The 24,330-nt window shown below is 70.2% G+C and carries 29 protein-coding genes; 9 read left to right on the top strand and 20 right to left on the bottom strand.

Going from position 1 to position 24,330, the window contains the following annotated elements:
• Positions 1 to 6 precede the first annotated feature (6 nt).
• The 13 genes from ACWCP2_RS09820 to ACWCP2_RS09760 form a co-directional block, all read right to left on the bottom strand.
• Positions 7 to 561, bottom strand: a complete 555-nt coding sequence (locus ACWCP2_RS09820; RefSeq protein WP_450908055.1) for a hypothetical protein — start codon at positions 559 to 561, stop codon at positions 7 to 9.
• Positions 562 to 695: 134 nt separating this feature from the next.
• Entirely contained in the window at positions 696 to 1,562 is an 867-nt protein-coding gene (locus ACWCP2_RS09815) for a hypothetical protein (protein ID WP_450908054.1), read from the bottom strand.
• Positions 1,559 to 1,990, bottom strand: coding sequence for a hypothetical protein (locus ACWCP2_RS09810; RefSeq protein ID WP_450908053.1), 432 nt, complete (start codon positions 1,988 to 1,990; stop codon positions 1,559 to 1,561). Before ACWCP2_RS09810 ends, ACWCP2_RS09815 begins: the two co-directional genes overlap by 4 nt.
• 104 nt (positions 1,991 to 2,094) lie before the next feature.
• Positions 2,095 to 2,568 (bottom strand): hypothetical protein, encoded by a 474-nt coding sequence (locus tag ACWCP2_RS09805; RefSeq protein WP_450908190.1) that lies wholly within the window; start codon positions 2,566 to 2,568, stop codon positions 2,095 to 2,097.
• Positions 2,569 to 2,794: 226 nt separating this feature from the next.
• Complete coding sequence (locus ACWCP2_RS09800) at positions 2,795 to 4,591, bottom strand: hypothetical protein (protein WP_450908052.1); 1,797 nt, start codon at positions 4,589 to 4,591, stop codon at positions 2,795 to 2,797.
• Entirely contained in the window at positions 4,588 to 5,730 is a 1,143-nt protein-coding gene (locus ACWCP2_RS09795; RefSeq protein ID WP_450908189.1) for an AAA family ATPase, read from the bottom strand. Before ACWCP2_RS09795 ends, ACWCP2_RS09800 begins: the two co-directional genes overlap by 4 nt.
• Positions 5,731 to 5,924: 194 nt before the next feature.
• Positions 5,925 to 6,146 carry a hypothetical protein gene (locus tag ACWCP2_RS09790; RefSeq protein WP_351384524.1) on the bottom strand — a complete coding sequence of 74 codons (222 nt, stop codon included), beginning with the start codon at positions 6,144 to 6,146 and terminating at the stop codon, positions 5,925 to 5,927.
• Between the two features lie 104 nt (positions 6,147 to 6,250).
• Positions 6,251 to 6,691 (bottom strand): hypothetical protein, encoded by a 441-nt coding sequence (locus ACWCP2_RS09785; RefSeq protein ID WP_450908051.1) that lies wholly within the window; start codon positions 6,689 to 6,691, stop codon positions 6,251 to 6,253.
• 69 nt (positions 6,692 to 6,760) lie between these two features.
• Positions 6,761 to 7,084: a hypothetical protein gene (locus ACWCP2_RS09780; RefSeq protein ID WP_450908050.1), complete on the bottom strand. Its 324-nt coding sequence runs from the start codon at positions 7,082 to 7,084 to the stop codon at positions 6,761 to 6,763.
• 104 nt (positions 7,085 to 7,188) lie between these two features.
• On the bottom strand, positions 7,189 to 7,698 hold the full coding sequence (locus ACWCP2_RS09775) for a hypothetical protein (RefSeq protein ID WP_450908049.1): 510 nt from the start codon (positions 7,696 to 7,698) through the stop codon (positions 7,189 to 7,191).
• A 127-nt stretch (positions 7,699 to 7,825) separates the two neighbouring features.
• Entirely contained in the window at positions 7,826 to 8,320 is a 495-nt protein-coding gene (locus tag ACWCP2_RS09770) for a hypothetical protein (RefSeq protein ID WP_450908048.1), read from the bottom strand.
• 300 nt (positions 8,321 to 8,620) lie between these two features.
• The gene (locus tag ACWCP2_RS09765) at positions 8,621 to 8,800 is read right to left on the bottom strand and encodes a hypothetical protein (RefSeq protein ID WP_450908047.1); all 180 of its coding nucleotides are present in this window, start codon (positions 8,798 to 8,800) and stop codon (positions 8,621 to 8,623) included.
• Positions 8,801 to 8,901: 101 nt separating this feature from the next.
• Entirely contained in the window at positions 8,902 to 9,582 is a 681-nt protein-coding gene (locus ACWCP2_RS09760; protein WP_450908046.1) for a hypothetical protein, read from the bottom strand.
• Between the two features lie 1,602 nt (positions 9,583 to 11,184).
• Here ACWCP2_RS09760 and ACWCP2_RS09755 point away from each other — a divergent pair.
• Positions 11,185 to 11,328: a hypothetical protein gene (locus ACWCP2_RS09755; protein ID WP_450908045.1), complete on the top strand. Its 144-nt coding sequence runs from the start codon at positions 11,185 to 11,187 to the stop codon at positions 11,326 to 11,328.
• 123 nt (positions 11,329 to 11,451) lie between these two features.
• Here the strand turns inward: ACWCP2_RS09755 and ACWCP2_RS09750 are convergent, their stop codons facing one another.
• The 7 genes from ACWCP2_RS09750 to ACWCP2_RS09720 all read right to left on the bottom strand — a co-directional run bounded on the left by ACWCP2_RS09750 (position 11,452) and on the right by ACWCP2_RS09720 (position 18,749).
• Positions 11,452 to 12,966, bottom strand: coding sequence for an ATP-binding protein (locus ACWCP2_RS09750; protein WP_450908044.1), 1,515 nt, complete (start codon positions 12,964 to 12,966; stop codon positions 11,452 to 11,454).
• 34 nt (positions 12,967 to 13,000) lie between these two features.
• Positions 13,001 to 13,456: a DUF6238 family protein gene (locus ACWCP2_RS09745; protein WP_450908043.1), complete on the bottom strand. Its 456-nt coding sequence runs from the start codon at positions 13,454 to 13,456 to the stop codon at positions 13,001 to 13,003.
• Positions 13,457 to 13,493: 37 nt separating this feature from the next.
• Entirely contained in the window at positions 13,494 to 14,936 is a 1,443-nt protein-coding gene (locus ACWCP2_RS09740; RefSeq protein ID WP_450908042.1) for an SCO6880 family protein, read from the bottom strand.
• A gap of 130 nt (positions 14,937 to 15,066) precedes the next feature.
• The gene (locus ACWCP2_RS09735; RefSeq protein ID WP_351384494.1) at positions 15,067 to 16,434 is read right to left on the bottom strand and encodes an SCO6881 family protein; all 1,368 of its coding nucleotides are present in this window, start codon (positions 16,432 to 16,434) and stop codon (positions 15,067 to 15,069) included.
• Positions 16,435 to 16,467: 33 nt separating this feature from the next.
• On the bottom strand, positions 16,468 to 17,124 hold the full coding sequence (locus ACWCP2_RS09730) for a hypothetical protein (RefSeq protein WP_450908041.1): 657 nt from the start codon (positions 17,122 to 17,124) through the stop codon (positions 16,468 to 16,470).
• A 35-nt stretch (positions 17,125 to 17,159) separates the two neighbouring features.
• Positions 17,160 to 17,468: a DUF6112 family protein gene (locus ACWCP2_RS09725; RefSeq protein WP_450908040.1), complete on the bottom strand. Its 309-nt coding sequence runs from the start codon at positions 17,466 to 17,468 to the stop codon at positions 17,160 to 17,162.
• A gap of 147 nt (positions 17,469 to 17,615) precedes the next feature.
• Complete coding sequence (locus ACWCP2_RS09720; RefSeq protein WP_450908039.1) at positions 17,616 to 18,749, bottom strand: C40 family peptidase; 1,134 nt, start codon at positions 18,747 to 18,749, stop codon at positions 17,616 to 17,618.
• Between the two features lie 473 nt (positions 18,750 to 19,222).
• On the opposite strand from ACWCP2_RS09720, the gene ACWCP2_RS09715 reads away from it, so the two are divergent.
• The 8 genes from ACWCP2_RS09715 (at position 19,223) to ACWCP2_RS09680 (ending at position 24,290) form a co-directional block, all read left to right on the top strand.
• Entirely contained in the window at positions 19,223 to 19,978 is a 756-nt protein-coding gene (locus ACWCP2_RS09715; protein ID WP_450908038.1) for a DNA-methyltransferase, read from the top strand.
• A 135-nt stretch (positions 19,979 to 20,113) separates the two neighbouring features.
• Positions 20,114 to 20,710, top strand: a complete 597-nt coding sequence (locus ACWCP2_RS09710) for a DUF4913 domain-containing protein (RefSeq protein ID WP_450908037.1) — start codon at positions 20,114 to 20,116, stop codon at positions 20,708 to 20,710.
• A complete protein-coding gene (locus ACWCP2_RS09705) occupies positions 20,707 to 21,183 on the top strand; it encodes a hypothetical protein (RefSeq protein WP_450908036.1) in 477 nt (158 codons plus the stop codon). Before ACWCP2_RS09710 ends, ACWCP2_RS09705 begins: the two co-directional genes overlap by 4 nt.
• 181 nt (positions 21,184 to 21,364) lie before the next feature.
• Complete coding sequence (locus ACWCP2_RS09700) at positions 21,365 to 21,931, top strand: N-acetyltransferase family protein (protein WP_450908035.1); 567 nt, start codon at positions 21,365 to 21,367, stop codon at positions 21,929 to 21,931.
• Positions 21,897 to 22,568 carry a hypothetical protein gene (locus ACWCP2_RS09695; protein WP_450908034.1) on the top strand — a complete coding sequence of 224 codons (672 nt, stop codon included), beginning with the start codon at positions 21,897 to 21,899 and terminating at the stop codon, positions 22,566 to 22,568. The genes ACWCP2_RS09700 and ACWCP2_RS09695 overlap by 35 nt, the downstream gene beginning before the upstream one ends.
• Before the next feature lie 25 nt (positions 22,569 to 22,593).
• A complete protein-coding gene (locus ACWCP2_RS09690) occupies positions 22,594 to 23,304 on the top strand; it encodes a hypothetical protein (RefSeq protein WP_450908033.1) in 711 nt (236 codons plus the stop codon).
• A gap of 138 nt (positions 23,305 to 23,442) precedes the next feature.
• Positions 23,443 to 23,868, top strand: a complete 426-nt coding sequence (locus tag ACWCP2_RS09685; RefSeq protein ID WP_450908032.1) for a hypothetical protein — start codon at positions 23,443 to 23,445, stop codon at positions 23,866 to 23,868.
• An 8-nt stretch (positions 23,869 to 23,876) separates the two neighbouring features.
• The gene (locus tag ACWCP2_RS09680; RefSeq protein WP_450908031.1) at positions 23,877 to 24,290 is read left to right on the top strand and encodes a hypothetical protein; all 414 of its coding nucleotides are present in this window, start codon (positions 23,877 to 23,879) and stop codon (positions 24,288 to 24,290) included.
• Positions 24,291 to 24,330 lie beyond the last annotated feature (40 nt).

The following is a 24,330-nucleotide window of genomic DNA, read 5'->3' as shown; positions in this document are numbered from 1 at the left end:
AGGAGTTCAGCGCCCGCGTCGTACTGCGGGAGCCGGGGGAGAAGGCGGTGGACAGGAGCAGACGACGGAGGCTTCACGCTCGGTGCTCTCGACTCCGATGCAGGCCGGACGGAGCGGGTGCGCGGTGTGCCGGTCAGCGAGAGTGTTGCGATACGCGGGGATCTCGGTGGTGACCACCGCGATCTTCTCCGAGAGGCTGCGGATCCGTGCGGCGTGATGAGGGTCGGCGTCTGCGCCGAGGCCGGCGAAGAATTCGGCCGCTGCTTCGAGGACCTCGACCGTGGCTGGCAGGACACCGTCTGCGGGAGCCACCAGTTCGGTCAGGGCGGCTGTGGCGTCCTCGCTGTGCTCGGCGTCCCGGATTCTCTGAGCGAGGTTCGCGACCTGTCCGCCGAGCGTCAGGTCGTGGAACGCCACCTGGTGTGAGGCGAAGTCGGGATCGTGCTGCACGGCGTACCCGGCGGCCTTCAGCAGGGCGACCGTTCGTTGGGAGAGGTGCAGCTGTTCGTCGGCGTCGAGGCCGTACGGCAGACGGTGATAGCGGTCATGGGCGCGGGCCACATTGATGAACCTCGCGCGCTGCAGGATCGCTTCGGCTTCCTCGTCCCCGCCGCGGGCGATGACTTCGGTGGAGTGTGGATCGCGGGATATGTGTACGACGCGGTCGGACAGGGCTATGGGTGGCTCCAGATGGGTCAGCGTCCCCGCGGGCCGGGAATGCTCGACGGGGTGGGAGCGGGCGGTAGGCGGGGCATGTGCGGTTGGGGCGGACGGGTCCATGAAGGGCCGGCCAGGGTGGCGATGGTGGTGACCTCGGCGTTCAGTGCTCGCAGGTGGGCGACGACGGCCGCGATCCGAGTGCTGATGTCGTTGGTGTGCCCGAAGCGATAGGACAGGGCCTCGGAGGTGCGGGCGCTGACTCGGGTGGCTCTGGCCAGCAGCCCCCGGTCGGGATCGGCCAGCTCTGCGAGCAGCTGGTCGGTGTCTCCTCCGAGGTGGACGGGTGGCTCGTAAGGCGCGCTGTCCGTCGCAGGGGTGTGGAGGCCGAGGTCGCGTTCGAGGTGCCGTGCCTCGGCGAGGAGGGTCCGCGCGAGGGTGTGCGGCACGTCGGTCCACGATCCGTCGGCGCGGATGAGGTTGGCGACGATGTGCAGGGTTCCCGATTCTCCGAGGAAGGCCACCCAGCGGGATCCTGGGGTGTCTGCGGGAGCGGTGATTCCCGAGGCCTGGGCCAGCCGCTCGGCGATCTGCTCCCACGCAGCTGGATGCTGTGGGTGATCAAGCGGGTGGAGCCGGACCTCCAGATGCAGGACAGCGTGCCGGTCACCCCCCGGGCTGGTGGTGAAGGGGTGCTCGTGGAAGGGTTCTTCGAGGTGCTCGACCCATTCCTCGGCACTCCACATGCGGGCGTTCTCCTCCAGCACCGGCCGCTGGGTGAAGGCCGGCCCGTGGGCCACGACGGTGAAGTCGGTGAGCTCGTCGACGTGGAGTACCGGCCGGCCGAGGGCATCCTCGAAGACGTCCTCGACGTGAAAGAGCCGGGGCCGTACGCGGGGGATCACCGGCCCTGCTTGGCGTCGGCGACGTGGACGAGCTGGTCGAGCGCGGTCAGGCTGTACCACCCGCAGTCGATCTCGGTGTTCTCGTCTGCTGAGGACAGGCGGGGCAGGAGGAGTTCCTCCAGAGCCCGCATGTGGATCAGGCAGTCCGGGCAGTGCCGGTCCAGGTGGATGAGGTAGCGCGGGTGGCCGGTGACGAAGGTGTGCTGGCCGCCGAGCGGGTTGCGCAGCCGCCAGCCGTCCTCATCGGTGGGGGTGTGCCAGGACGGGGCCACGACGGTGACGGCGTCGCCGTACAGGCTGTCCCCCGCCACGCCGTGGATGATGACGACTCGGTCTCCGGGGGCGAAGTGGCCGTGGGTGATGTCCCGGTTGGGAGTGAGCGCGTCCTGGGGCGTGGCGTAGGGCGGGCGGGGAACAGCTTCGGGCATGGACGGGTCCTTCCGCGAATGGGTGCCGGGGCGGCGGTGGGGATTACTTCAATGGTGCGGAGAATCCCGGATTATCGAATTCGCGGAATGTGCGATAGAAGCGGCTACAGGTGGGGGTTCTCGTTGCCGCGGTCGGTGTCGGAGGCGGCTTCGACGAGCTCGGGGAGGTCGCTCCCCTCGGCGTCGCGCTGGTCGATCCACCAGCCTGCCCGGCGGAGGCCGCGGACGGCTTCCTCCAGCGTGGCCCACTCGGATTCGCCCCAGGACCCTTCGGCCACCAGACACTCGTACGCAGCGGTGACCAGCTGATGTCGGCTGCGCTCACCCCACGCCAGAGCCCGCTCGGGTCCTTCCAGCGGGGGCATCGCGAACTTGGCCGCCCACTCGGCGGCGGCTGCTTGCTCCTCGGCGCGCTTCCCGGCGAGCCAGGCTTCGCGGCTCTCGGCGTCGCCGTCGCGAGCGGCCTTCCAGCAGGCTGTGCAGTCCTTGGTGCCAAGCCATCGGGCGAGACCGGCGCGTTTGTCGGCCGGGCGGTTTGAGAGATCGTGCTCGACCTGGTGGCCGCAGGGGTGATCGATATTCCAACGGGTCGCAACCCCCGGGGAATTCCGTTTGATGGGCGTTACGTTCGAGGTCGGGCTGCTGGTCTGGGACTTCAAATCGAGTTCCCTTCGTTGGTGGTTGGGGTGGTGGCCTGCGTCATTACGGAGGGCCGAGCATCAGGTGCACGATTCATGCGGCGGACAGAGGTGGTCTCGAATGCTTGGCGGTGGTCGTGGGGACGCTTCCGCCTTCTGCGTCGTCTCAGCGTGTCCTGCGGATGGCGTCCGTAGCCGCCTTGGCGATGGCGGCGGGAGCGCTGGAGGGCTTGGGCAGGTGCAGCAGGGTGGTTCCCGGCAGGTGTCGGGAATTCGGGGTGAGGGTGAGCTGGAGTACGGCGCAGCCGGCGGTCGTGAGGTGCTTGACGCGGGTGACGGCTTGAGCGGTTTCGTCGCTGCCGTACTGGGCGTCGGTGACGATGACGAGGAGGCGGCCGGCGCCGGGGAGGCTGAGTGTGAGGCCGTGGTCGAGTGCGTCGATGGCGTCGCCGAGGTTGTGGGCGCCGCCGTTGGCATTGAACGTCGTCACGCGCTCTGGTGCCCGGTGGGTGGGGCGGGTCAGTGCGGTCAGGTGCCTGTCGTAGGCGATGGTGGCGGTGAGGGAGTCGGGGTCGGTCAGGGCTGCTGCGCGTGCCACGATCCAGGCGGCGGACGCGACGGGCGCGCAGGCGGCACTCATGGAGCCGGAGACGTCCACCGCGATTCCCACCCGCAGTGGCGGGGTGGGGGTGTTCCGGCGGCGGGTGTGGGTGAACGGTTCCGCGGTGGGGACCGATCCGGCCGCAAGCTGGGCGTCGCGGGCGAGGGCCGCGCGCATGTTGAGGCGGCCGGGCGGGGTGGGGCTGGTGATCCGTTCCTCGGTCCGCTCGCGGTAGGCGGCGGCACGCAAGGCGCGGCTCAGGCGCGAGGCGGCACTCTGCTCGGCGGCCGTCGGCCTGCGGGTGCCGGTGACCGGGTTGCGGCGGGGCGCTGGTGTGCCGTCGGGGCTGACGGTGCCGCGGGCGTTGAAGACCGACTTGGCGGTGGCGGCGGCCCGGCGCCTCTGGCCGGCCCGCTGGGCGCGGTCCTGGGACTGCGCCTGGGACTTCGCGGCCATGGCGCTGGCCGCTGCGGCCTGTTCCGCGAGGTCGGCGGCGTCGGTGGCGGCTGTGCTGTCCATGACGACTCCCACGGCGCCGGACAGCAGATCGGTGAGGTTCTCCGGCACGGGCAGGGCGGGGGCCGCGGTGGCGAGCGCGTCGCACCATTCCTGGGCGTGCGCGAGCATGGTCGTGGCATCGTCGTCGGCGCACTGGTGCGCTGCGGTCCAGATGCGGGTGAGCGTGGCCAGCAGGTCTGCGCCCAAAACCTTTCCGCACAGATCGGCGACGGCCCGGGTCTCGCCGGCGTCCAGGATGCCGACGTCACGGCGGCCGAGGATCAGGGCCGCCACGGAGGCGGCGTGCTCGATGCCCTGGAGGGTGGGGTGGGCGATGTCGGGCATGACCAGTGTCCGGGCGCTGGTGCGCAGGTACGTGCGGTCGGTGGGCCGCCTGGTCAGGTGCGCGCCTTCGGCGCGGCTCTCCTCCAGCAGGAGTGCGGCCTCGACGACACGGGGGTCCGCTCCGGCGGGCGGTGTCCAGACGGAGTGGGCCGCGTGCGCGGCCTCGTGGACGAATACTCCCCAGGCGGCGGGATAGCGCTCCTCGTCGCCCACGATCCGCGGATGGATCTCGTGTGGCCGGAGCGGGGCGAACAGGCCGGCGTCGAACTCGACCTCGCCCAGCGTGGGGAAGAACGCGGCGGGCGCGCCGCTGCGCGTGCCGGGGCGGCAGGTGACGAGGAGGTCTTGGCGGCCGGAGAGGGCGACCAGCCGGTCGCCGAGTTCGGCTCCCACGCGCAGCCACGCGTCCGGGGAGGTGCGGGGTTGCGCGGGTGGGGCGCCGTCGTCGTCCCATCGCGCGAGGTCGGCGTCGTCCTCCGGCCTGGTGGCGGGGTACTGGACGTGGTGGTGGGCGCTCATCGCGAGCGGCCCCGGGGTGCGGAGACAGGGCTGCTCGGGGGCTGCCGGAGGGCCGAGGCGGGGAGCTGCTTGCCGAGGGTGAGGGGCGCGATCTTCGTGACGCCGACGGTCTTGATGACGGCGTCGGCGACGGCGTCGCGATCCTCCAGAGGAGCGATGCCGACCAGGTTCGCGAGCGCGGGGTTGGTGCCGAGGACGGCCTCGGTCTTCTGGTAGCTGAGCAGTTCCCGCAGTTGGGGGGCCCAGCCCAGCTCGCCGAGTTCGACTTGGCGGGCGAGGTGTCGGGCGACGCGGACCACCCGGGCGTCGATCTTCAGCGCCAGGGCGAGGTCGTAGTCCGTGCCGATCTGGATCTGCACGCTGAACCGGGACGACAGCGCCTCCGTCAGCACGGCCCCGTGGACGCCGGGGTTGTGGCCCGCCACCACGTAGAAGCCCGGCTCGGCCTTGATGGTCTCGCCGTTGTGGGCCTTGACCTGGATCTGCCTGCGCCCGTCCATCGCGGGATACAGCGCGGCCAGGACCTTCGGCGAGATCAAGGTGGCATCGTCGATCAGCAGGGCGCGGCCCTCGGTCATCGCGGTGACCAGTGGACCGTACTGGAAGACGTAGCCGCCGCCGTCGGCTTGTGTGTACTCGCCGATCAGGTCTCCGACCGTGGTGTCGCCGTCGCCGGCGACGGTGAGCAGGTCCGGGAACGCCGCCTCCACTAGCGACGTCTTGCCGGTGCCCGGAGGCCCGTAGAGCAGCACCGGCACGTCGGCGTCCCGTAGGCGGTTCAGCGCCTCGACGTCGGGCAGATCGGCCAGTTTCCGGGGGTGGTAGAGCTGGCCCCCTGCGCGGCGGATCGGGCCGGTCCGCCTGGGCGTGGCCGCCGCGGGAGTGGTCGTGCGGGCCGTGGCCGCCGGGGCGCGCAGAGCATGGGTCCCCGGTGGGCTGATCACAGCGGCTTGCGCGGCGGCGGCGGTCGTCGCGTTCGCGCGGAACTCCGGTTGCCCGGTGCCGCTTTGGTCGGCCTCGCCTCGCCGCACCAGGGTGAGGGCGGCATTACGGACGGCGCCGTGGGAGTGGCCCAGCTGCCTGGCCATGTCCCCGACGGTGAGCTTGTCCGCAGGCCGGTCGGCCAGCAGCCGGGCCACCTTGGCCCGTAGTTCGCCGCCCTTGGTGCGCGCTGGACTCGTAGGCGTTCCGGGCGTGGTCAAGGCGGGCTCCTTTCAACAGGTGGGCGTGCGGTCGGGGTTGGGGATGCGCTGGAGAGGCCGGTCGCTCTGGGGGCGGATCACGGACTGTGTCGACCTTGGCGACCGGGCCAACCGGGGCGTTCCGGCGGAGCTCACCGGTCGACCGGGGGCTCGGTCCAGGTGCAGGGGATGCCCGGCGACGAGCAGCTCGCGGGCTGCCCAGCGGGACCGTGCGCCCGCTCTGTACCGGACTCCGTTGCTCGGCAGGCGCAGCCGGGCGCCTCCTCGAAGCCGTCCTGGAGCAGGATCCGCCGGGCAGCGGCGTTGTAGCCGGTGGTGGTGATCTCGCCGGTGATGGCGTGCCGGATTGGCATGAACGGCTCTGCTGGTGTTTCGGGCAAGGCGGATCTCCTATCGGTGATAGCAGCAAAGCGGTGGGGCGTTGGGCGAAGGCCAGGCGGGCCCAGAGCTTCCGGTGCTATCGACTTCGTGCCGTGCCGGTGGCGGTGCCTGTCGGTGCGGCGACGGGTGCCGGCCGGAGAGTCTGGGCCACGGTGCTGGTGAGGGATCCCGCGCGCTGAGGCGACCGGGCCGTCGCTGCGCCGGCGATGCGGGCTTGGCGCTCGGCGAGCCCGTGGCGCAGGGTGGGCCGCGGCGGTTCGGCGCTGAGCTCCGGATCGAGGGTGAAGTCCGCCTGGACAACCAGGCCCAGGCTGCGGATCGCGGTCACGGCCTGACGTGCCCGGCGCTGGCCGTCCTGACCAGGCTCGGTGAGGCGGTGCAGGTTGGTGCCGGGGACGGGTTCGAACTGGACACGTTCGAGGGCCCAGTCGCGTAGATGGTCGGTCAGACGCGGGGTGGACGCGGCGACGAAGCCGTACTCGGGATGCCAGCCGAGGTGCAGGTGCGGAGATTCCAAGGGCTCAAAGGGCCTTTCATCGTGGGGAGTCGACGCCTGCTCGCGGACCGATGGCGCCGCGTGGGACGGCTAGAAGGTGGTGCGGGCCTTGCGTGCGGCAGCGAGGAGGTCGACGCCCAGCTGGTAGAGCAGCCGGTCTGCGACATCGAAGAGATCGCTGGTGTGCGCGTAGCGCCGGGCGAGGGCTGGCTCTTCGTGTTCCTGGCACCACGTAGAGGCGTCTCGAAGAAGGTCGCGCAGGCCGAGCAGTGCACCGTCCGCTCCGGTGGTGCCTTCCACAAGGAGGTGGAGTGCCTCCGCGGAGGGGGCGTGCGCGACCTGCTCAGCCCAGGCCCGGACCGCGCGGCCCGGATCCGGGAGCTCCAGGCCGGCGAGGTACGGTCCGGCTTCCAAGCGGGCCTGTCGGCGAAGGTCTGCAGGCCCCGGCGGCGGATTGGCCTCCGGTTGTGCTTCGTCCCTGGCGGTGGCTTGGGAGGATCCGTTGCCGCTATCGCGTGTCACCGTCGTACGGATTTGACGGGAGCGGTGCTGGCGGGAGCCGGCTTGCGCACGGTGGTCGTCGGCGGTGTGCGCCGTCCTGGGAGCCAGGCGCGGACGTCATCGGGGAAGACGGCCATAGGGTCCTGGTCCCACGCGACGACGGATCCGGTGACGGTCCCCGAGAGCGGGAGGACCTCGATGCCGTGCGGGTGCAGGACGTAGGCCCACTGCAGCCACCCCTGACCGGCCGCGGCCTCGTTGCACGTCATCCGCTCTGCGGGGCTGCCGTCGGGGGTGAACATGTTGTCGATGGTCGAGCTCGGCCCGGGGCCGCCGTGCGGGCCGCCGATGTGCTGGCGGACTTCGTCGGGTGCGCCGTCGAGGAGGTCTTCCCCGAGCGAGTTCCACCCGACGGCGGGCGAGTCGATGAGGTGAGCGGCGAGGGCATCGGTGTCACCGGCGAAACGGTGCTGATGAGCCGCGAGCAGGAGGGGGAGGTGGTTGCTGGGATATCCATCCCAGTGCACATAGATCCCGGTAAAGCCGGTCTCCGTGGGGCGGGCGATGGTGGATCGGGTTGCCAGGGTGACTCCAGGTGAAGGTGGCTCGCTCGTGGCGGGGCATGGATCGAGGGGGGGGAAGGGCGCCGTCTGGTCAGCGGGTCGGACCGGCGGTCCTGCCGGGTGGCAGGAGCGGTGCGGGAGACGGGACGGGCTTGGTGGGAGGCCGGAAGGCGTACTCCCATGGATGTGCCGAGGTGAGCGTGATCGCGTAGCCGTAGGCGCGCAGGAGAGTCGTGGCGGAGCCGACGAGGTTCTTGCGGTCGCCGGCGGGGTCCCGAGGGCGGCACAGGCCGGACTCCGGATCCAGCAGCCAGGGTGAGCCGTGCTGCAGCAGGAGTCGCGCCGCGTGCTGCGACAGCACGTTGATCAGGGGGGTGCCGTCGAGGTCCCGGCCGAACACGACGCTGTTCACCTCCCCGAACCGCGTCTCCCGCGACACTCGCGCAGCGGCAACCCGGTAGTGCCACAGGAACCTGCGGTGGCGCATGACGGCGGCGGCCCGCACCGGGTCCCTCGGTACGGAAATCGCGGCCGGGCCCTCGGTCATGCCGTGCGAGTTGATGCCGACGGGGAGCAATCCGGCCACGAGAACCTCCCGCGGCCGCCCGGGCCTCTCCATCAGGTAGAGCTGAAAGCCGTGGGGATGGGTCAGCACGGCCCGCTCGCCATCCTCAGCGCGGCGCAGGGCCCTCCACAGGACGCCTTCCTCCCTGTCCCAGGAGCGCTTCTCGGCCGGATCCCAGCCCCTCGGCCCTGTGGAGTAAGGGCTTCGACGGGCCGTTGCGCTCCATCCGGCACCCAGACGGGAGGCCACCTGCTGGGAGAACTGGGACAGGGGGGCCGTACGTGGTCGAGGCGTCCCGAGGTTGCTCCTTGCCCGGACTTGTCATCCGCCGGCCACTGGATGGTGGAAGTGCGCTACCGGATAGCCGAGGGCGGCCACGGCGTGTACGGCTTCATGGACAAGGAGGACCTGCTGCTCGGCGGGGAGTACCCCCGGGGCCACGTAGCCGTTGTAGCGCGGCGAGTAGACGAACCCGCGGCCCCACAGCAGCCGTTGGAGCAACGTCTTGGAGCCTCGGTCCAGCGGGCCTGGTGTGTGCAGGCCAACGCGGATGCTGGCGGGGTGGTGCACGGAAGGGGGCCTCTCGATCTGGTTGTCCTGGGTCAGCGCCGGATACGAGGAGGAGGCCCAGGAGCGGGGAGTTGTGCGACTGCGGTTGCCCGCCTAATGCCGCCGGCAGGCGGAGGCGGGGCGATCAGCGCCTTGGCGGAGCAGATGGCCTCGCCGGCCCGGCGTAGGTCTTGGCGAGCTTCGGCATGGGCGAGCGCCAGATGCCATTGCTCGTGGTGCCGGGAATTGCTGGAGGGTTCAACCTCGCTCCTGAGAGCCTGTGCCAGGCTGCGAACAGCAGCGGCACTCAGGGCGGCGGCGGAAGCAAGGTGAGCGAGCGCGGTGATACCTCGGACCGTCGGCAGCTGGTCGGGCCTCGTCGCCTCGTCGAGCACTGAGTTGGTGGCACGGGCGAGTTCTTGCGCCTGGCGCACCTGCTGATACAGCTGGGGCTTCAGGTGAGCGCTGGGTACCTGGTCGGAAGCGTCCAGCAGGACGATGCTCTGCGTGGCCTGCTCGAACCTGTATACGAGGTTGTCGAGGCCGCGGGGCCAGGTGTGGTCGGTTGCCTGCTCCCAGGTGAAGTCGTACTCCTCATGGGGGCTGAGGAGCCCATTCTCGATCTGGGCTTCGCGATCAGCGAGTTCGCTTTGGACGAGTGCGTCATCACGGGCGGCTTCGCGGTAGTCCGCCCAGTCGGCGTCACTCAGCCCGGAGGGTCGGTCCATGGTCATCCGATCGGATCTGGTCAGCGGGTGTGCGTCGGGCGGCCTGCAGGCGGCCCTACTTGCCGGGGCACCGCCGAGATGGGGGCCGCTGGCGCGCGAAGACGGGCGACATGAGCGTCGACGGCGGCAAGCAGGGGAGCGAGCTGGTGGCCGTGCTCTGCATCAGGGCCTGCGGGCGGTGTGCTCCCAGCACGGGAGTCGTAGACGACGGAGAGGTCGGACCAGTCCTCTGCGGGTGCCTGGTGGGTCACCAGCCAGCCGCCGTCCTCGGGTCCGATGATGAAAACTGAGTCGTGGCCAGGCGGATAGGCGTAGACGAGTCCGTACTGGAGACCCTGCTGCACGTCGCAGATCATGCCGCGAGCGCGGAGCGGGGTCGTCAGGTAGGCACTGTTCACCCACGCCTCCTGCCACTCGGGGTGCTCGGTGTTGCGATGTTCCGGCAGCGGGGCCAATGGGTGCGGATGTTCGGGGGGAGTCATCGCTGCCGAACGATCTGGCGGATGTCCTCAGCGGGCGCGTGGAGTTCGTCCTCATCGAGCATGGGGAAGAAAGCGGCGGTGGGGTGGAATTCGATGATTTGGTTCCTTGAGTTGGTGGAGTGGTTGGGTAGCTAGAGACGCGCCACGAAAGGTTGGGGTGGTAATCGTGTTGGGTTGACCGCTGCTGGCGGAGATGTTGCTGGTGGGTCGTCAACCTTGACTGTTCGTGCTGCCGTTACAACCGGAGCAGGCGAACCGGTTGGTCAAGGTCGCGCGGTCGATCAGGGACCGGGTTCGGCCGGAGCGTGCTTCACGAGCCGATTCCGCTTGTCGGTCACCACGTTGGTGCCGGCATCGACACGGACGCGCAGTGCCCCGCACGGCCAGTGTCGATTCCTCCCTGTGACGGGTTGTTCGACACGTTCACCGGTGGGTGCGTCGTGGCGTCCGGGGGACACGCTGTGGACAGTTGTAGGACAGGTGTTCTGCTTCCAGTCCGTGCCTACCGAGGGGCAGACTTGCTCTCGGTCCGCGAAGGGGCGGGACGTTGAGGCGACAGGAGTGGCTGACATGGGTCTACGGAATTGGTTGAGGGCAGCGGCGGTCACGGGCATAGTCACGTCAGGATTGGCCGTCATGGCTCCGTCGGCCTCGGCGGCCACCCGCCTCGGCGGCATCGACCTGGGCTCCTACTGTCAGAGAACAGTCGCTCCGGGGGACGGCAGCGTCGCCCGCTTGGTTGAGAACCACGCGAGGGGATGGCGCTGCGTGGACTCGATGTGGATGGGCGCGCCCTTTGGCTGGGCGACCTACCGCGTGCGAGAAATGGATCTCAACCACGCCTGTAGGTTGCAGTACGGCCCGGGGGCGTATGCGGTACTTGAGCAGAACCACGCGCGAGGCTGGGCGTGCTATCGATAGCACGCGAGGCCTGGACAACATCCGCCCACGTTTCGTGCAGCGGTGGCCAGGCGTCCTGTGGCTCCGACGTACGGTCTGGCAGACTTCCGGTCGCCACAGCCAGTGCCGCCTCAAGCAACGTTGGGTAGGTAATCGGGTCGGCGGATCTTGGAGACAGAACCCCTGCTCATCGAACGCGTGGATCAGCTCCCGCACGTCCTGTGCAGTGGCCGCGAACATTCCCGCCGCGTCCGTGGCGCTGCACCCCTGCGCCGCGGCCAGCACGATCCCCGCCCTACGTGACCGAACCTGCTTCCTCGCCATGCGCGTGATCTTCAACCAGCGGCTGGGCCTCTTCCGGCTCCAGTGAACACACGAACACCTCGGGCTGACGCGCCACCAGCACCACCTCCGGTGGCAGGCCTCACGACCCGCCTGTAAGTGGCCAGGTCAAGCCGACAGGACTACAAAGCCAATGTTTCTGGTCGAGGCACTAGTGCATCCGGGCATCTGTGTCGAAGAGGGCGGCTTCGTGGGGGTGTAGGAGGTGCTGGACGATGAAGGACCGTCCTGCGACCCGCCACAGTCCGCGGCCCCGGTTCAGGTGGGAGATGGCCTGCGTCTCGACGCTGGTGAGGCCGAGGAGTCCGGCGGCTGCGGCGAGCTGGTCGTTCTCCTGGCGGTAGATGATTCGGGTGGAGCAGTCGGCGAGGAGGCCTTCGGCGAGTGCGCGGCCTCGTGAGCCGACGTCGCCTGCGGTGAGCAGGTCGGAAAGCCGGTGGATGACCATCAAGTTGGCGATGCCAAGGCCGCGGCTCAGCTTCCATTGGGCCTGCATGCGCTCCAGGAGGCCGGCGTGCCTCATGAGTCTCCAGGCCTCGTCGTAGACGACCCAGCGCCGGCCGCCGCGCGGGTCGGTCAGCGCGGACTCCATCCAGGCCGATGCGCAGGTCATCGCCAGGACGAGGGCAGTGTCGTCGCCGGATCCGCCCAGCCGTGAGAGGTCGATGGTGAGCATCGGGCTGTTGGGGTCGAAGCGGATGGTCGACTGGGCGTCGAACATGCCGCTCAGGTCTCCGTGCACCATGCGTCGCAGTGCGTGCGCGAGGTCGCGGGCGGCGTCGCCGAGGTGGCCGGACATGGTGCCAGCGGCCTGGTCGAGGAGGTTGGGCTGGTTCAGGGTGTGGGCGATGTCGCCGAGCAGCGGAGTGCGCCCGGCCGCGGTGGCGGCCTGGACGACGGCGTCGAGGGCGACGTCCAGCGCGGTGTGTTCCATCGGCTGGAGATCGCGCCCGAGGACGGTGCGGGCCAGGGAGCCGAGGAGCAGGAGCCGCCGCTTGCGGATCTCGCCTGCCCAGTCCGCTTCCGTGACGCTGTTCGGGCGGGGCGCGGCGTCGAGCGGGTTCAGCTTGCCGGGCAGGCCCGGGCCGAGGGCGATGGAGGTCCCGCCGAGGGCGGTGGCGACCGGGGTCCACTCGCCCTTCGGGTCGCAGGGGACGTACACCTTGTACCCGAAGGCGACGCTGCGGAGCGCGAAGGACTTCGCGAGGGCGCTCTTGCCCTGGCCGATCACGCCGGCGAGCAGCACGTTCGGGTTGGTGAACCCCTCGATCTTCCCGTACAGGGAGAAGGGGTCGAAGGTGAAGGACGCCTCAGCATGCACGTCGCGGCCGATGTAGACGCCGTCCGCGCCGAGCCCGCCCTCGGCGAGGAAGGGGTACGCGCCGCTCGCGGTGGCGGTGGTCATGCGGTGTGCGGGAAGCCGAAGCTTGTTGCCGCGGGCGGAGGCGGGGCCGGGCCGACCAGAGGGCGGGTACAGCGGCAGCGGCATCTCAGCTTCGGCCGGCAGATGTCCGCCGGGGAGCGAGGCGGCCGTCTCGCGGGCCTTGGCCTGGGCTTCGGCGAGCTGGCGCCGTGCGGCCCGGCGGGTGGCGCGGTCGGTGCCGTGGGGGGTGAACAGGGGGGATGCGCTGGCGCGTCGGGCGCAGCGTTCGGGCCGGTGGGTCATCGGTGGCGGCCTGATCTCGTGAGGGTGGGGGTGTTCATCGCCCGCAGTGGGTGACGTGGCCGCGCAGGTCGGCGGGGGTGGTCTTGCGGCGGATGGCGTGGCCGGCGGTGAGGTGGCGCTGGCAGATGGTCAGTACGGGCGGGCCTTCGGGAAGCCGGTGCGGATCGCACTCCTGAGCAGCTCCGGGTGCTGTGGTGGCTGTCCCCGGGAGGGTGTGGAAGGCGTCGTGGACTTCGGCTGCGGCCTGCCACAGGCGGGTGTGGGCGCCGGCGAGGTGACGGCCGGCGGTCGGCCAGGTGGTGCGGGTGGTGTCGGTGAGCTGGTCGAGGAGGTGGTGGAGCGCGGTGAGGTGGGCGTGGACCGTGTCGAGGTGGACCCGGTCGGCGGGCGTCGGTGCACCGGGGTTGAGGCCGCGGGTGTGGTGGCGGATACCGGCGGTGGCGGCGCGCAGGTAGGGGTGTGAGTCGGGGAGTGGGGTGGGGGGTGTCACGGAGTCCTTCCTGCGGGGCAGGGATGGTGCGGTGCCACTAGAGGGCGGCGCGGGCCAGAGGCAGCGCGGCGAGGGCGAAGGCGTCGGGCTGCTGGAACAGGAGGCGGCGCAGGTCGACTTGGGCGGTGACGGCGGCGGTTTCGATCTGTGCGCAGGCCGCGTCGAGGAGGGTGTCGGTCTCGGCGCTGACGGTGATCAGGCCGGTGAGGGCGACGTCGGCGTGGCCGGCGATCAGCTGACGCTCACGGGTTTTGACGTCGGTGTACTCGACGTTGTCCTCTTCGCTGTCGACCATGCCCTTGCGGCGGCGCTCGGCGACGTCGGCGATGATCGTCGCCTTGCGGCGCTGGACATCGCGCAGGGCGGCCGTCAGGGCCTGCGGCGCGTATATGAGGGAGAAGCTGCGCCGGACTCCGGCGCTGAAGAGGAGGCCGTGGAGGAAGCCGGCGCCGGTCTCGGTCCGCGGCCAGGACTCCACCCAGTAGGTGGCGTGGCGGGCGGAGTCGGTGGCGAGCCGGTCGCTCTCCTCGATCTGGACCACGGGACCGGCGGCGGCCGGGTCGGCCTCGGCGCGGCCGTTGGGAGACCACTGCTGCAGGGCGGACATGGCCTTCGGGTCGTACGCGGTGCGGATCACGGCCGAGATCTCGCGGGCGGTCAGCCAACCGGTGACGGTCAGGCCGGAGGAACGGGCGGCCTGGGAGACCGAGCTCGTGGTCGTGGCCATGACGGTGAAGGCTCCCGCGAGGCCGCCGCCGGCCTGGGAGATGAGGCGCTTGGCTGCCCTGAGGTCCAGGGAGATCGCGATGTACGCCTCGTGCGGTGCGGCGGCCGGTCCGGCGGATGCCAGCAGTTCCGAGTACACCTGGCCGGCGACGGGGGTCTGGGCGTTGCCGTGCTGGGCCCAGTGACGGGCCAGCCCGTCTCCGGAGTCGGGCACCGTGCGCTCCAGGACCTGGACGGTGGCGACGTGCCCGGTGCGGGCGATGCTCGCCAGCGCCCGGCCCCAGTTGGCGACGTTCGCGTTCTGGGTGCCCGGGTCGAGGAGCGCGAAGGCCCTGGAGCTGACGCGGGCGACCGCGGTCAGGGTCTGCTGCTGGGGGTCGTGGACGGCGGCGGCCTGGGAGCCGTCCGGTGTGACGACGCGCAGCGACGCGGTGGTGCCCGGGAGGTGGAGCAGCCCGTCCACGCGGGGCCGGGAGACCGCGCGGGCCAGCCACATGGTCTGCCCGGTACGGCGACGGTGCACGTAGCGGACGATGATCGGCGCCCAGTCGATCAGGGACCGGCCATGGCGGCGTACGAAGGTGAGGGTGGCGATGGCGGCCCAGAGCGGGGTCAGGGCGAGCGCCCCGAGCAGGCCGGAGGACACGACGGTCGCGAGGAGCAGCGCGAGGGTGATCGAGACGAGGACCAGCTGGGGCAGTGTGAGGCCGAGGAGGATGCCGCGACGGGAGCGGATGGGGAACTTCACCGTCATGGGGGAGAGCGTCAGGTCTGACAAGGGAAGGGCCGTTCAGGTACGGGCGGGAGGCCGGGGTGGGTCCGTGGGACGCGCCGGAGCGGGCGCGGCGCGTCCCACGGGGCTTCCTGCCGTCAGCGGATGGTGATCAGTTGCCGGCGGGCGGCGGCGTCGGGGCCGCCGGTCCGGTTGCCTGGCCTGCGTCGGCCGACGGGGAGGCTCCCTGTGGCGGCGGGGAACCGGTGCCGCGGCCTGACCACTGCGCGCCGCCCGAGTCGGGGCTGGCGGGGGAACCGTCGCCGGACGGCTGACCGGAGGGGCCGCCGGGCTGTCCGCTGGTGTCCTGCTGCGGGCTGGTCGGCGGAGGCTGCACCGCCTTGGTCAGCGCGCCCATCGCGGGCGACATGCCGCCGCCCTCCTGGGAGCCCTGCTTCTGCCCGCCGCCACCACTGGACTGGGAAGCGACATCGCCGGGGAACCCGCCGCTGGCGAGCGAGTCGGGGCCCTGCGGAGCGGCGGATCCTGCCGCGGCTCCGCCGGCTCCACCCGTCGCGGCCATGGTCGCGACCTTGCGGGCCGCCTGCTCCGTGTGCTGACGGGCAACCTGTGCACCGGCACCACCGGCGCGGTGAAGGGATTCCCCGTCTGCACCCTCGGCGGCCCAGTGCACGAACCGGAACGTGGCGTACGGGGCCAGCAGGACCAGGCACATGATCACGATGCCGGCCATGACGTCGGCCAGGGCCTGGGTGCCCTCCTTGCCCTCGGTGTCGCCGAGCGCGGAGATGCCGAGGATGAAGATGACGGTCATCAGGAGCTTGGAGACGACGAGGGTTGCGGTCGCCTCGATCCAGCCGCGGCGCCAACGGCGTGCGACTTCCCAGCCGCCGCCGGCACCGGCGAAGACGGCCAAGGTGACGAGGACCAGGATGCCGACCTTGCGCATCAGCATCACGCACCAGAACATGAACGCGCCGACGGCTGTGCCGATCCCGACGAACGCGGGCACCATCCAGCCGAGCCCGGCCACGCCGCCGATGACGGAGGCCTTGATGCTGCGCCGGACCGCCTCCTCCATGGAGGTGCCGGCCGCCGCGAAGAGTCCGTCACTGAGGGCATCGACCACTTCGATCGCGACCGTGGTCAGGGCGATGGCGCTGAACGAGAAGATCACGCCCACGAAGGTGCCGGTGAGCGCCTGGGTCAGGGCCTGGCCGTCCCTCTTGATCGCGGCACGCACCAGCTGGGCGCACATGGTCGCTACGAGCATGACGAGGCCGATGGGCAGCAGCGTCTCGTAGTTGTCCTTGAACCACGTGGCGTTGAGGTCGATCTTTGTGGTGGCGGTGATGCCGTCGACGGCGAGGTCGGCCGAGGCCATCGCCAGTTCACCGACCGACTTCGCGATCCAGTTCCCGATGCCTTCGGTGATCGCCTTCCCGGGATCACTGGCGAAGTCGATCAAGTCGGCGGCGGAGCAGAGCTTGCTCGCCATGGGCAGGTCACAGAACCCCATGAGGGGATGGCTCCTTTCGGGGAGCGGGGCGGATCACGGAAGGACTCGGGGCGAGATCGCGACGAGGCTGCAGTCGGCTCCTGGGCGGCACTGGACGGCGAGGGTGACCGAGCGGTCCTCGGCCCCGGCACCGCCGCCGTTCCAGCTGATCTGCTGCGTGCCGGTGACGGTGACGAAGTAGATGTACGCGGTGGACAGCGCGGCGGGATCCTCGGCCAGCGCCTGCTTGAAGCTGCTGGGGAACCGGGACTCGGTGACGGTGGCCTCGCCGTGCTGGGCGTTGTCGTGCATCCGGGTCCACAGGACCGGGTCGGGGATCTGGGCCTGGATACCGGGCCAGTCCGCGTACTTCGTCTCCTGGGTGACCCAGCGGTGAAGGCCGGCGAGGTGCTGGGTGTGACTGGTGGTGCGGGTGTCGTACGTCCACAGCACCTGCGCCGCTGCTTTCCCGTACGCGAGCGGGTCGGAGATCTTCGCCGGTGGGGCCACCGTGCCGGTCCCGCCGGCCGAGGACTGCGCGGGGGCGGTGGTCGGCGGTGTGACGGAAGGGCTGGGGGAGGCGGGCCGCTCGGTTTCGGAGCGCCCGGTCCACCAGGCGGCGAGCCCCGCCAGCGCGAGGAGGACGGCCAGGCCGATGGCGAGGAAGGTGATGCGCTTGTTGGCCGGCCAGGGGCCGGTGTGGCTGTACATAGGGGGGCGAGCGCGCTTGCGTGATCGTTTCGCCACTACTTGACCTGGGTGCCGAGCGTAGAGAAGAAGGTGATGGCGCCGTTGGCGGCACCGAGGCCGAGGGCCGCGCCTGCGGACACCAGGGCGCCCTTCTTCCCGTTGGCCTCGCTGTTGTGGCCGCCGGTGAAGTGGCCCCAGGCCCAGGCCCCCAGGCTGATCGAGAGCGTGCCGACGACGGCGATGATCCCGTAGAGATTGATGGAGGAGACTACGTCCTTGACGACTGACAGACCGGGCAGGCCACCTTCCTTGGGGGTGATGCCCGGGTCGTACGCGAGGTAGATGATGCGGTCGATCGAGAGCATAGGCGGGCAGACTCCTTGCGCGCACGGGCAGTTCGACTGCGTGCGGGGTGCTTGATGAGAGGGAAGCGAGGGCTGCGCGGGTTCGACAGCGCACAGTCGCTGGAAATCCGGTGAAGAAGCCGGATGGGAATGACCGCCGTCAGGCGGTCAGGGAGCGGGTACCAGCCGCCGGACGGCGATGATGTCGCCGAGGCTGGCCTGGGTCACGATCCGGACCGGTTTCCGTGTCCGCGGGGCCTCGATCGCGAGGACCGTGCCCTTAGCGGAGCCGATGGCCATGGCCACGTGCTCGGGCCCGTTGGGACCGGGGCGGGTGAACAGCAGGTCGCCCGGCCTGATGGCGGAAGCCGGGATGCTGGAACCCTCGTTGACCTGTGTGTACGTGGTGCGGGTGAGGGTGATGCCGGCCGCGTTGTAGGACTGCTGGGTCAGGCTGGAGCAGTCACATCGGCCCATCGGGTCCGGGCCGTGGGAGGCGAGGCAGGTGCCGCCCCACTGGTACATCGTGCCGAGCTGGCCCATGGACCAGCGGATCGCGCTCTGGACCTTGGCCGGTGCGTCCTTGGGGATCTCGTACCCCTCGGGCACCGTGCCCTCGGGGATCGGCCCGAAGTCCCCGCCGCCCGTGCATCCGCCGGTGGCCGGGGGCTGTGAGCCCGGGGTGGGAGTGCTGGTGGATCCGCCGCCGGGCAGGACCTTGACGATGGCCTGCTGCAGGGCCCGGGCGAGCGGCTCCCACTGCGCATACGCGCCGGGGAATCCGCTGAGCTGGACCTTCTGAGCGGCCTGGGTGACGGTCAGGCTCTCCCAACCAGGCACCTTGAGGAGCGCGTTGTAGAACTTGGTGCTCGCGTAGACAGGGTCGCGGATCTGCTCGGGCGTTCCCCACCCCTGGCTGGGGCGCTGCTGGAACAGGCCCAGGCTGTCGCGGTCGCCGTAGTCCAGGTTCCGCAGGCGGGATTCCTGGATCGCGGTGGCGAGCGCCACGATCTGGCCGCGCTCGGGGAGGTGGAGGGAGATACCGGTCGCCACGATCGTCTTCGCGTGGGGGATCTGTTCGGCGGGAAGCTCCAGGCCTTCGACGCGTACGTCCTGGCTGCTGGAGCCGTTGGTGCCGAGGATCGCCTCGACGGCCTTGGCCACTTCGGCCGCGTCTGCGTCGGACCCTGTGTTGCAGGTGGTTGAGCGTCCGGCGGAGCCCGCTGCTGCCACGGCTGCGGTGGCTGCGAGGAGGAGAGGAGAGAGGCAGACGATGCCTATCGCGGCGGCCAGTGCCTTCAATCGGGCCGCCTCAGAGCGGGGCCAGGCTGGTCGGCGGCGGCATCGGCCGCCTCAGGGCATGGGTGTGCCATGGGAGTCGTCCTTGGATGAGGGCCAGGCCGTGGCGCGTTGAGGAGCGGAAAGACGCCACGGCCGGCGGTAGATGATCGGGGAGGCCGGCCTATCCGGTCGAGTTGCCGCTCGTCCGGTGCCGACACACGTCTAGGTGATGTGGATCAAGGCATGCCTCCGGCACGGAAGTCAGGGAAGGGGATGTCCCACCGGGCCGTGCCGGTCGGGACATCCAAAACTCTAGGCGCCGATCCGGACTTACCGAAATGGCTGTGAGCGGCCATCGTCATTCCCGGATCGTGCCCTAGCCTTTTCGATATCCCCGCCACCGCTCCCCCCGGACGTCACTCTCCACGATGTCCGGGTGATGCCGCCGTCGCGCTGGGGATTCCCCTTTCACCAACCAGAATCGCGGTACACCCTTGCCCTTTTCCCTTCACCAGGGCGATGCGCTCAGCGTGCTCGCCACCCTGCCCGACGCCTGCGTCGACTCCATCATCACCGACCCGCCGTACAACAGCGGCGGCCGGACGGCGAAGGAGAGGACCTCCCGTACGGCCCGGCAGAAGTACACCTCCAACGACGCCAAGCACGCTCTGCCGGACTTCACCGGCGAGAACATGGACCAGCGGTCCTACGCGTTCTGGCTGACGCAGATCATGACCGAGGCCCACCGCCTGACGAAGCCGGGCGGCACCGCGCTCCTGTTCACCGACTGGCGGCAGCTGCCGACCACGACCGACGCCCTGCAGGCCGCCGGCTGGCTGTGGCGCGGCGTCCTGGGTTGGCACAAGCCGCAGGCCAGGCCCCAGAAGGGCCGCTTTACCCAGAACATGGAGTTCGTCATCTGGGGAAGCAAGGGCGCCATGGACGGCTCCCAGAACGAGGTCTATCTGCCGGGCTTCTACAGCGCCTCGCAGCCCTCGGGCAAGGAGCGTCAGCACATCACGCAGAAGCCGGTCTCTGTCATGCGCGAGCTCGTGAAGATCTGCCCCGAGAAGGGCACCGTCCTCGACTTCTGCGCGGGCAGCGGTTCCACCGGAGTCGCCGCTCTGCTGGAGGGCCGCAGCTTTATCGGCGTGGAGAAGACCGCCGAGTACAGCCGGATCGCAGCCGACCGGCTTACGGAAACCCTCAACCAGACCCTCACCCGTGAGGACTTCATCCTCGCCGCATGACCGGGTCCCGGGGCAGGGAACTCCCTGTCCCGGTCGGACATGCCACCTGGCCTGTGAATTCCGAACCAGCGGATTCCCGGACTCCTGGAATCGGCACCACATTTCCCGCCTTGTGCGGCGTCAAGGAGGATCCCCATGTCTGAATCCACCGATCCCGGTCAGGGACGGTTGGAGCCGATCAGGCTGCCGGACGCAGAGCTGGACAACCTGGAGGCCTCTGTGCGCCGGCTGATGGATCAGTCGGCCGAGCAGGCCCGTCTCCTGGACACGCTCTCCGCCGAACCACTGCCGGGGATGTCCCCGTTCGCCGGCATGCCGATGCCGGGCTCGCGCTCGATGCCGGAACCGCCCCCCGAGCCGCGCTTCATCCTCGCCCTCGACGGCGAGGAGTACGAGGCCGAGCTCGACGCCCTCACCGACTGGGTCCAGGACGTTCTCCTCGACGTCTACGGCGCCGAGGTCACCACCTCGACGCCCTGGTGCCAGCAGTGGCAGGAACACCTCGACGTCGTGGGCTGGCTCCACGCCCTGTGGATGGCCTACCAGCAGCACATGGAGCCCGAAGCGGGCCTGTCCGGTCCGGCCGTGTGGCACCGCGACTTCCTCACCCACACCATGGCCGCGGTGCGTGCCCCAGGCGGCCCGCTCTCCGCTTGCATGACCGATCCGAGCCGGCCCTCCCACCGGCTGCTGCCCGGGCCGAAGGCGCCCGCGCCGACCGAGGCATCGTGACCGGCCCGGCCGAGCCCGTGTACAGCCTGTCCTTTGACCCCCGGGCCCTGAACGACCTCCTCGCCGCGCCCGCCGACGTCCGCGATGTGGCGCTCTCCCGCCTCCAGGACGCCGTCACCGGTCAGCGTCACGGACCGGAACTGACCGGGACTCTGGCCGGGTTTCGGAAGATCTACATCGACTCGGCCCGGTGGCGCATGGTCTACGGACTGCGCCCCGCGCCGGAAGCGTCGGCTCACCGGAGCGAGGTGTTCGTCGTCGCCCTCAGGCCGCGCGCCCAGTACGAGATCTACAAGGTCGTCGCCGAGCGCCTGGGCATCGAACACCGACCCCTGAGCGCGCTGGCCCACGCCGCCCGGGCGCGGTCCCCGCAGACCGCAGCCCACCCCTACCCCATCACGGCAGGCCTGCCCACTGCCCGGCCCGCCACCACGTCTCCCGTCTCCCTCCACCCGAGAGGTCTCTCCCTTTGAGTAGCCGAGCCTGTCCCGCCGCAGCCCCCTGTATCTCCGCATCCTGCCCGCGGCCGGCCGCCAGCGCCGACATCGCGAGCACTACCAGCGCAACCTGCGTCTGCGCCCTCCTGACCGCGCTTCTGGCGGCCTTGAGCGCCCGCGCGACCTGTTGCTGCACCTGCGAGCCGAAGGCTTCCGCGTGCTCGCGGAGGAGCGGCGCGCACTGAGCACCCAGCACGCCGAACCGCTCCAGATCCGCCGGACCGGGGTAGACGACTGGCCACTGATCGAAGCGTTCCACCGCGCGTGCACTGAGAAGTCCCTGCACAGCCGCTGGGGTCACACCCAGGTTTGCCAGCGCGACTGGGAGCGGTTGTCGGCGCTCTCGGATTGCTGGGTGGCAACCGAGGCCGGCGCAGTTGTCGGGCTCGTATCCGTCGGGCCAGTCCTGAGCGAACCCGGCACCGTTGACCTGGGTCTTCAGGTTGCCGACTCGCACCACCGCCGCGGCATCGGGACCCGCCTGATCCACAACGCCGCCGACCGTGCACGGACAGCGGGAGCCCGCACGCTGCACGCGTACGTCGAGCGGTCCAACCGGCCGATGCTGGCGCTCCTGCGGCAGCTCGGTCCCACCGCGGAGCACCCCGTCGGAGCCCACCTCGAAATACGGCATCGGCTCGCACTCCCTGCTCTGCCAGCCGCACCCCTCCCCGTCCGACAGGACCCTCATGCCTATCTCCCAGAGCCGGACCGGCATCGATGACCGCATCGAAACCGTCACCGGGAAATCCATCGAAGCCCTCTGGCGCCTCGACGACAGCAACCTGCTGACCGAGCCCGTCACGCAGCTGGTCCGCGCGCACCGAGCCCTGGCCCATGCGCAGGCCACCTTGACCTTCAACCAGGTCCTGCTCCAGCGGCTGACCAGCGGACAGTTCGACATCGACAGCGCCCTACTCGGCCGGATCGACCGGGGTCTGGGCCAACTCAAGGAAGCCGTCGCGACCCGTGACCAGCTCCTTGGCGAAGCCCTCGCCCTGCTCGTACCGCTGGAACAGCACGCGCCCCGTCCTTCCAGGCCGCTCGGCCCCGACATCTCGCCACCGGACTTCGCCGCCCTGCTCGCCATCGCCCGCGGCGCAAAGCTCCACGAGAACCTCATGACCCGGCGCATCTCCGTCGCGACGGCCACCGGGGCCAAGATCACCCAGTACGACTTCGAACGCCTTGAGGACGCCGGCCTCGTCACCCGCGACACCTCACGCCCTTTGCACGCCGGTCAACCCGTGTCCGTCACGGACCTCGGCCGCTCAGTCCTTGCAGGCAGCCGCCCCGCCATTGGCACGCATCTGCCTCCACAGCCGGGCTCCCGCACCCCTTCCCGCTCCCCGCTGGCCTGACCCAGCCGCTGCCGAAAGCAGGCACGTGCCCAACCCCGAACACCAACCCGTCCTGAGAATCGACGGCTTCGAGCCCGCCGACGACTCCGTCGACGATGACTTCTACGGCGCGATCGACGCCAACCTCGACCACCTGGGCCGGATGGCCGAGCATCACACGCCCGATGGCCGCCACAGCTACCACGTGATGTTCGACGAATCCGTCACCTGGGGAATCCCCGGACTTCCCCAGCTCCTCGCCCTCCACATCGACCGCGACCTGAACGCCAAGACGTTCACCTTCGAATACGCAAGCCTTCCGCTCCCGGTGATGGCGCAGTCCTGGCTGATTTCCCGGGGATGCCCGCGTGACGAAATCCGGCTCCAGAAAGGCATGGGGACCGCGCCCGCTGACAAGCGCACGGCTGCGCTGCAGGAGCGGCTGATGGGCGACGGCAACCACTTCGCCCTCCTGCACAGCAACACCGACGACTCGTTGCCGGCGCCGGTCGTGGTCATCGTCCTGCGTGCCCTCGACGAGAAGGACCCCCACCCCTTCCGGGTCCTGCACGAGGTCGCCGACATGGACGCCTTCACCCACACCCTCCGCGAGGGCGTCTTCCCCACGTACGAAGCCGCGATGGACTGGATCGAGAGCCCGGACGCACCCCTTCGCCCGGCGCCCCTCGCCTCCCGAACGGCCCTGCGCCCAGGACTGGTTCAGCCCACGCTGCCGGGCCTTGCCCGTCGGCGCTGACAGTAATCCGGCGCACCGCCGACGGCCGTATATCAGGCTCTTCGTGCTTATCGAATTCCCGGATTCTCCGGATGCTTAGAGAAGGCCGCAAGCGGAACACGTCTGCTGGTCGGCCACTGCATTTTCGAAAGGAGAGACGTGTCATCCGACGACGTCATGGGTGTCCTCACCCAGCACATAGAGGCGGCATTTCAGCAGCCGCTCGATGAACTCCGCCGAGTAGCGACCGCCACTGGCCGCGTGCATCCCGCCACCGAAGTGCTCCACTGGTACGGCCTGACCGCCGAAGCCCAGACCGTGGTGGACCGGGCCGAGAACACCTTGCTCGCGGCCATAGGCCCCGCTCCCGGCGAACTCACCCCGTCCCAGATGGCCATCGCCCACCAGGTCAACACCGCGGTCGCCGCGCGAGACGGCCGCGCCATGGTTCTGCGCCACCTCCTCGACCCCAACGCACGCCAGGTCTGGCGCGGGCAGCGACCCCAGACCCGGATCGCCACGCAGATCCCCACGGCACTGCCACCCCGCCCGCCGGCGAACACCGGCCGGGCCGCCGGACGATGAACACACCCTTGCCACCCAGTAGTCAGGACCAGGCGATCGAAGCCGCGTTCAACGGGCCGGTTACTGAGCTCCACCGCACGGCGACCGCCGGCCAGGCAGGGCCCGCGTTGTTCCGGGCGATGGAACTCCGCTCCTTCCTCGCCGTTGCCGAATCCCACGTGGACCGCGTACGGGACCGCCTGCACCAGGCCACCGCGCCCGACCGCGACCAGAGCGAACTCGACGCCGGGGACATGCGCACGGACGTCGAGTGGATGAAAGCAGCACTTACCTCCCGCACCGAGATCGTCACTGCCCTCACCCGGCTGCTCCGCAGCATGCCCGGCCGAGAAGCTGCCGGCCCCGGTCGGCACCAGGCCACCCCCATGGCCAGCCCCAAGTCGAACACCGCCCCACCCGCGGCCCGGTCCCGACACCCCTGAAGGAACCCACCTGTCCGACCAGACCTCGTCCGAACTCCGC

The organism is Streptomyces sp. NPDC002104 (assembly GCF_053593795.1).
Note: the sequence above shows the minus strand (reverse complement) of the source record. Positions and strands in the feature narration are given on the sequence as shown.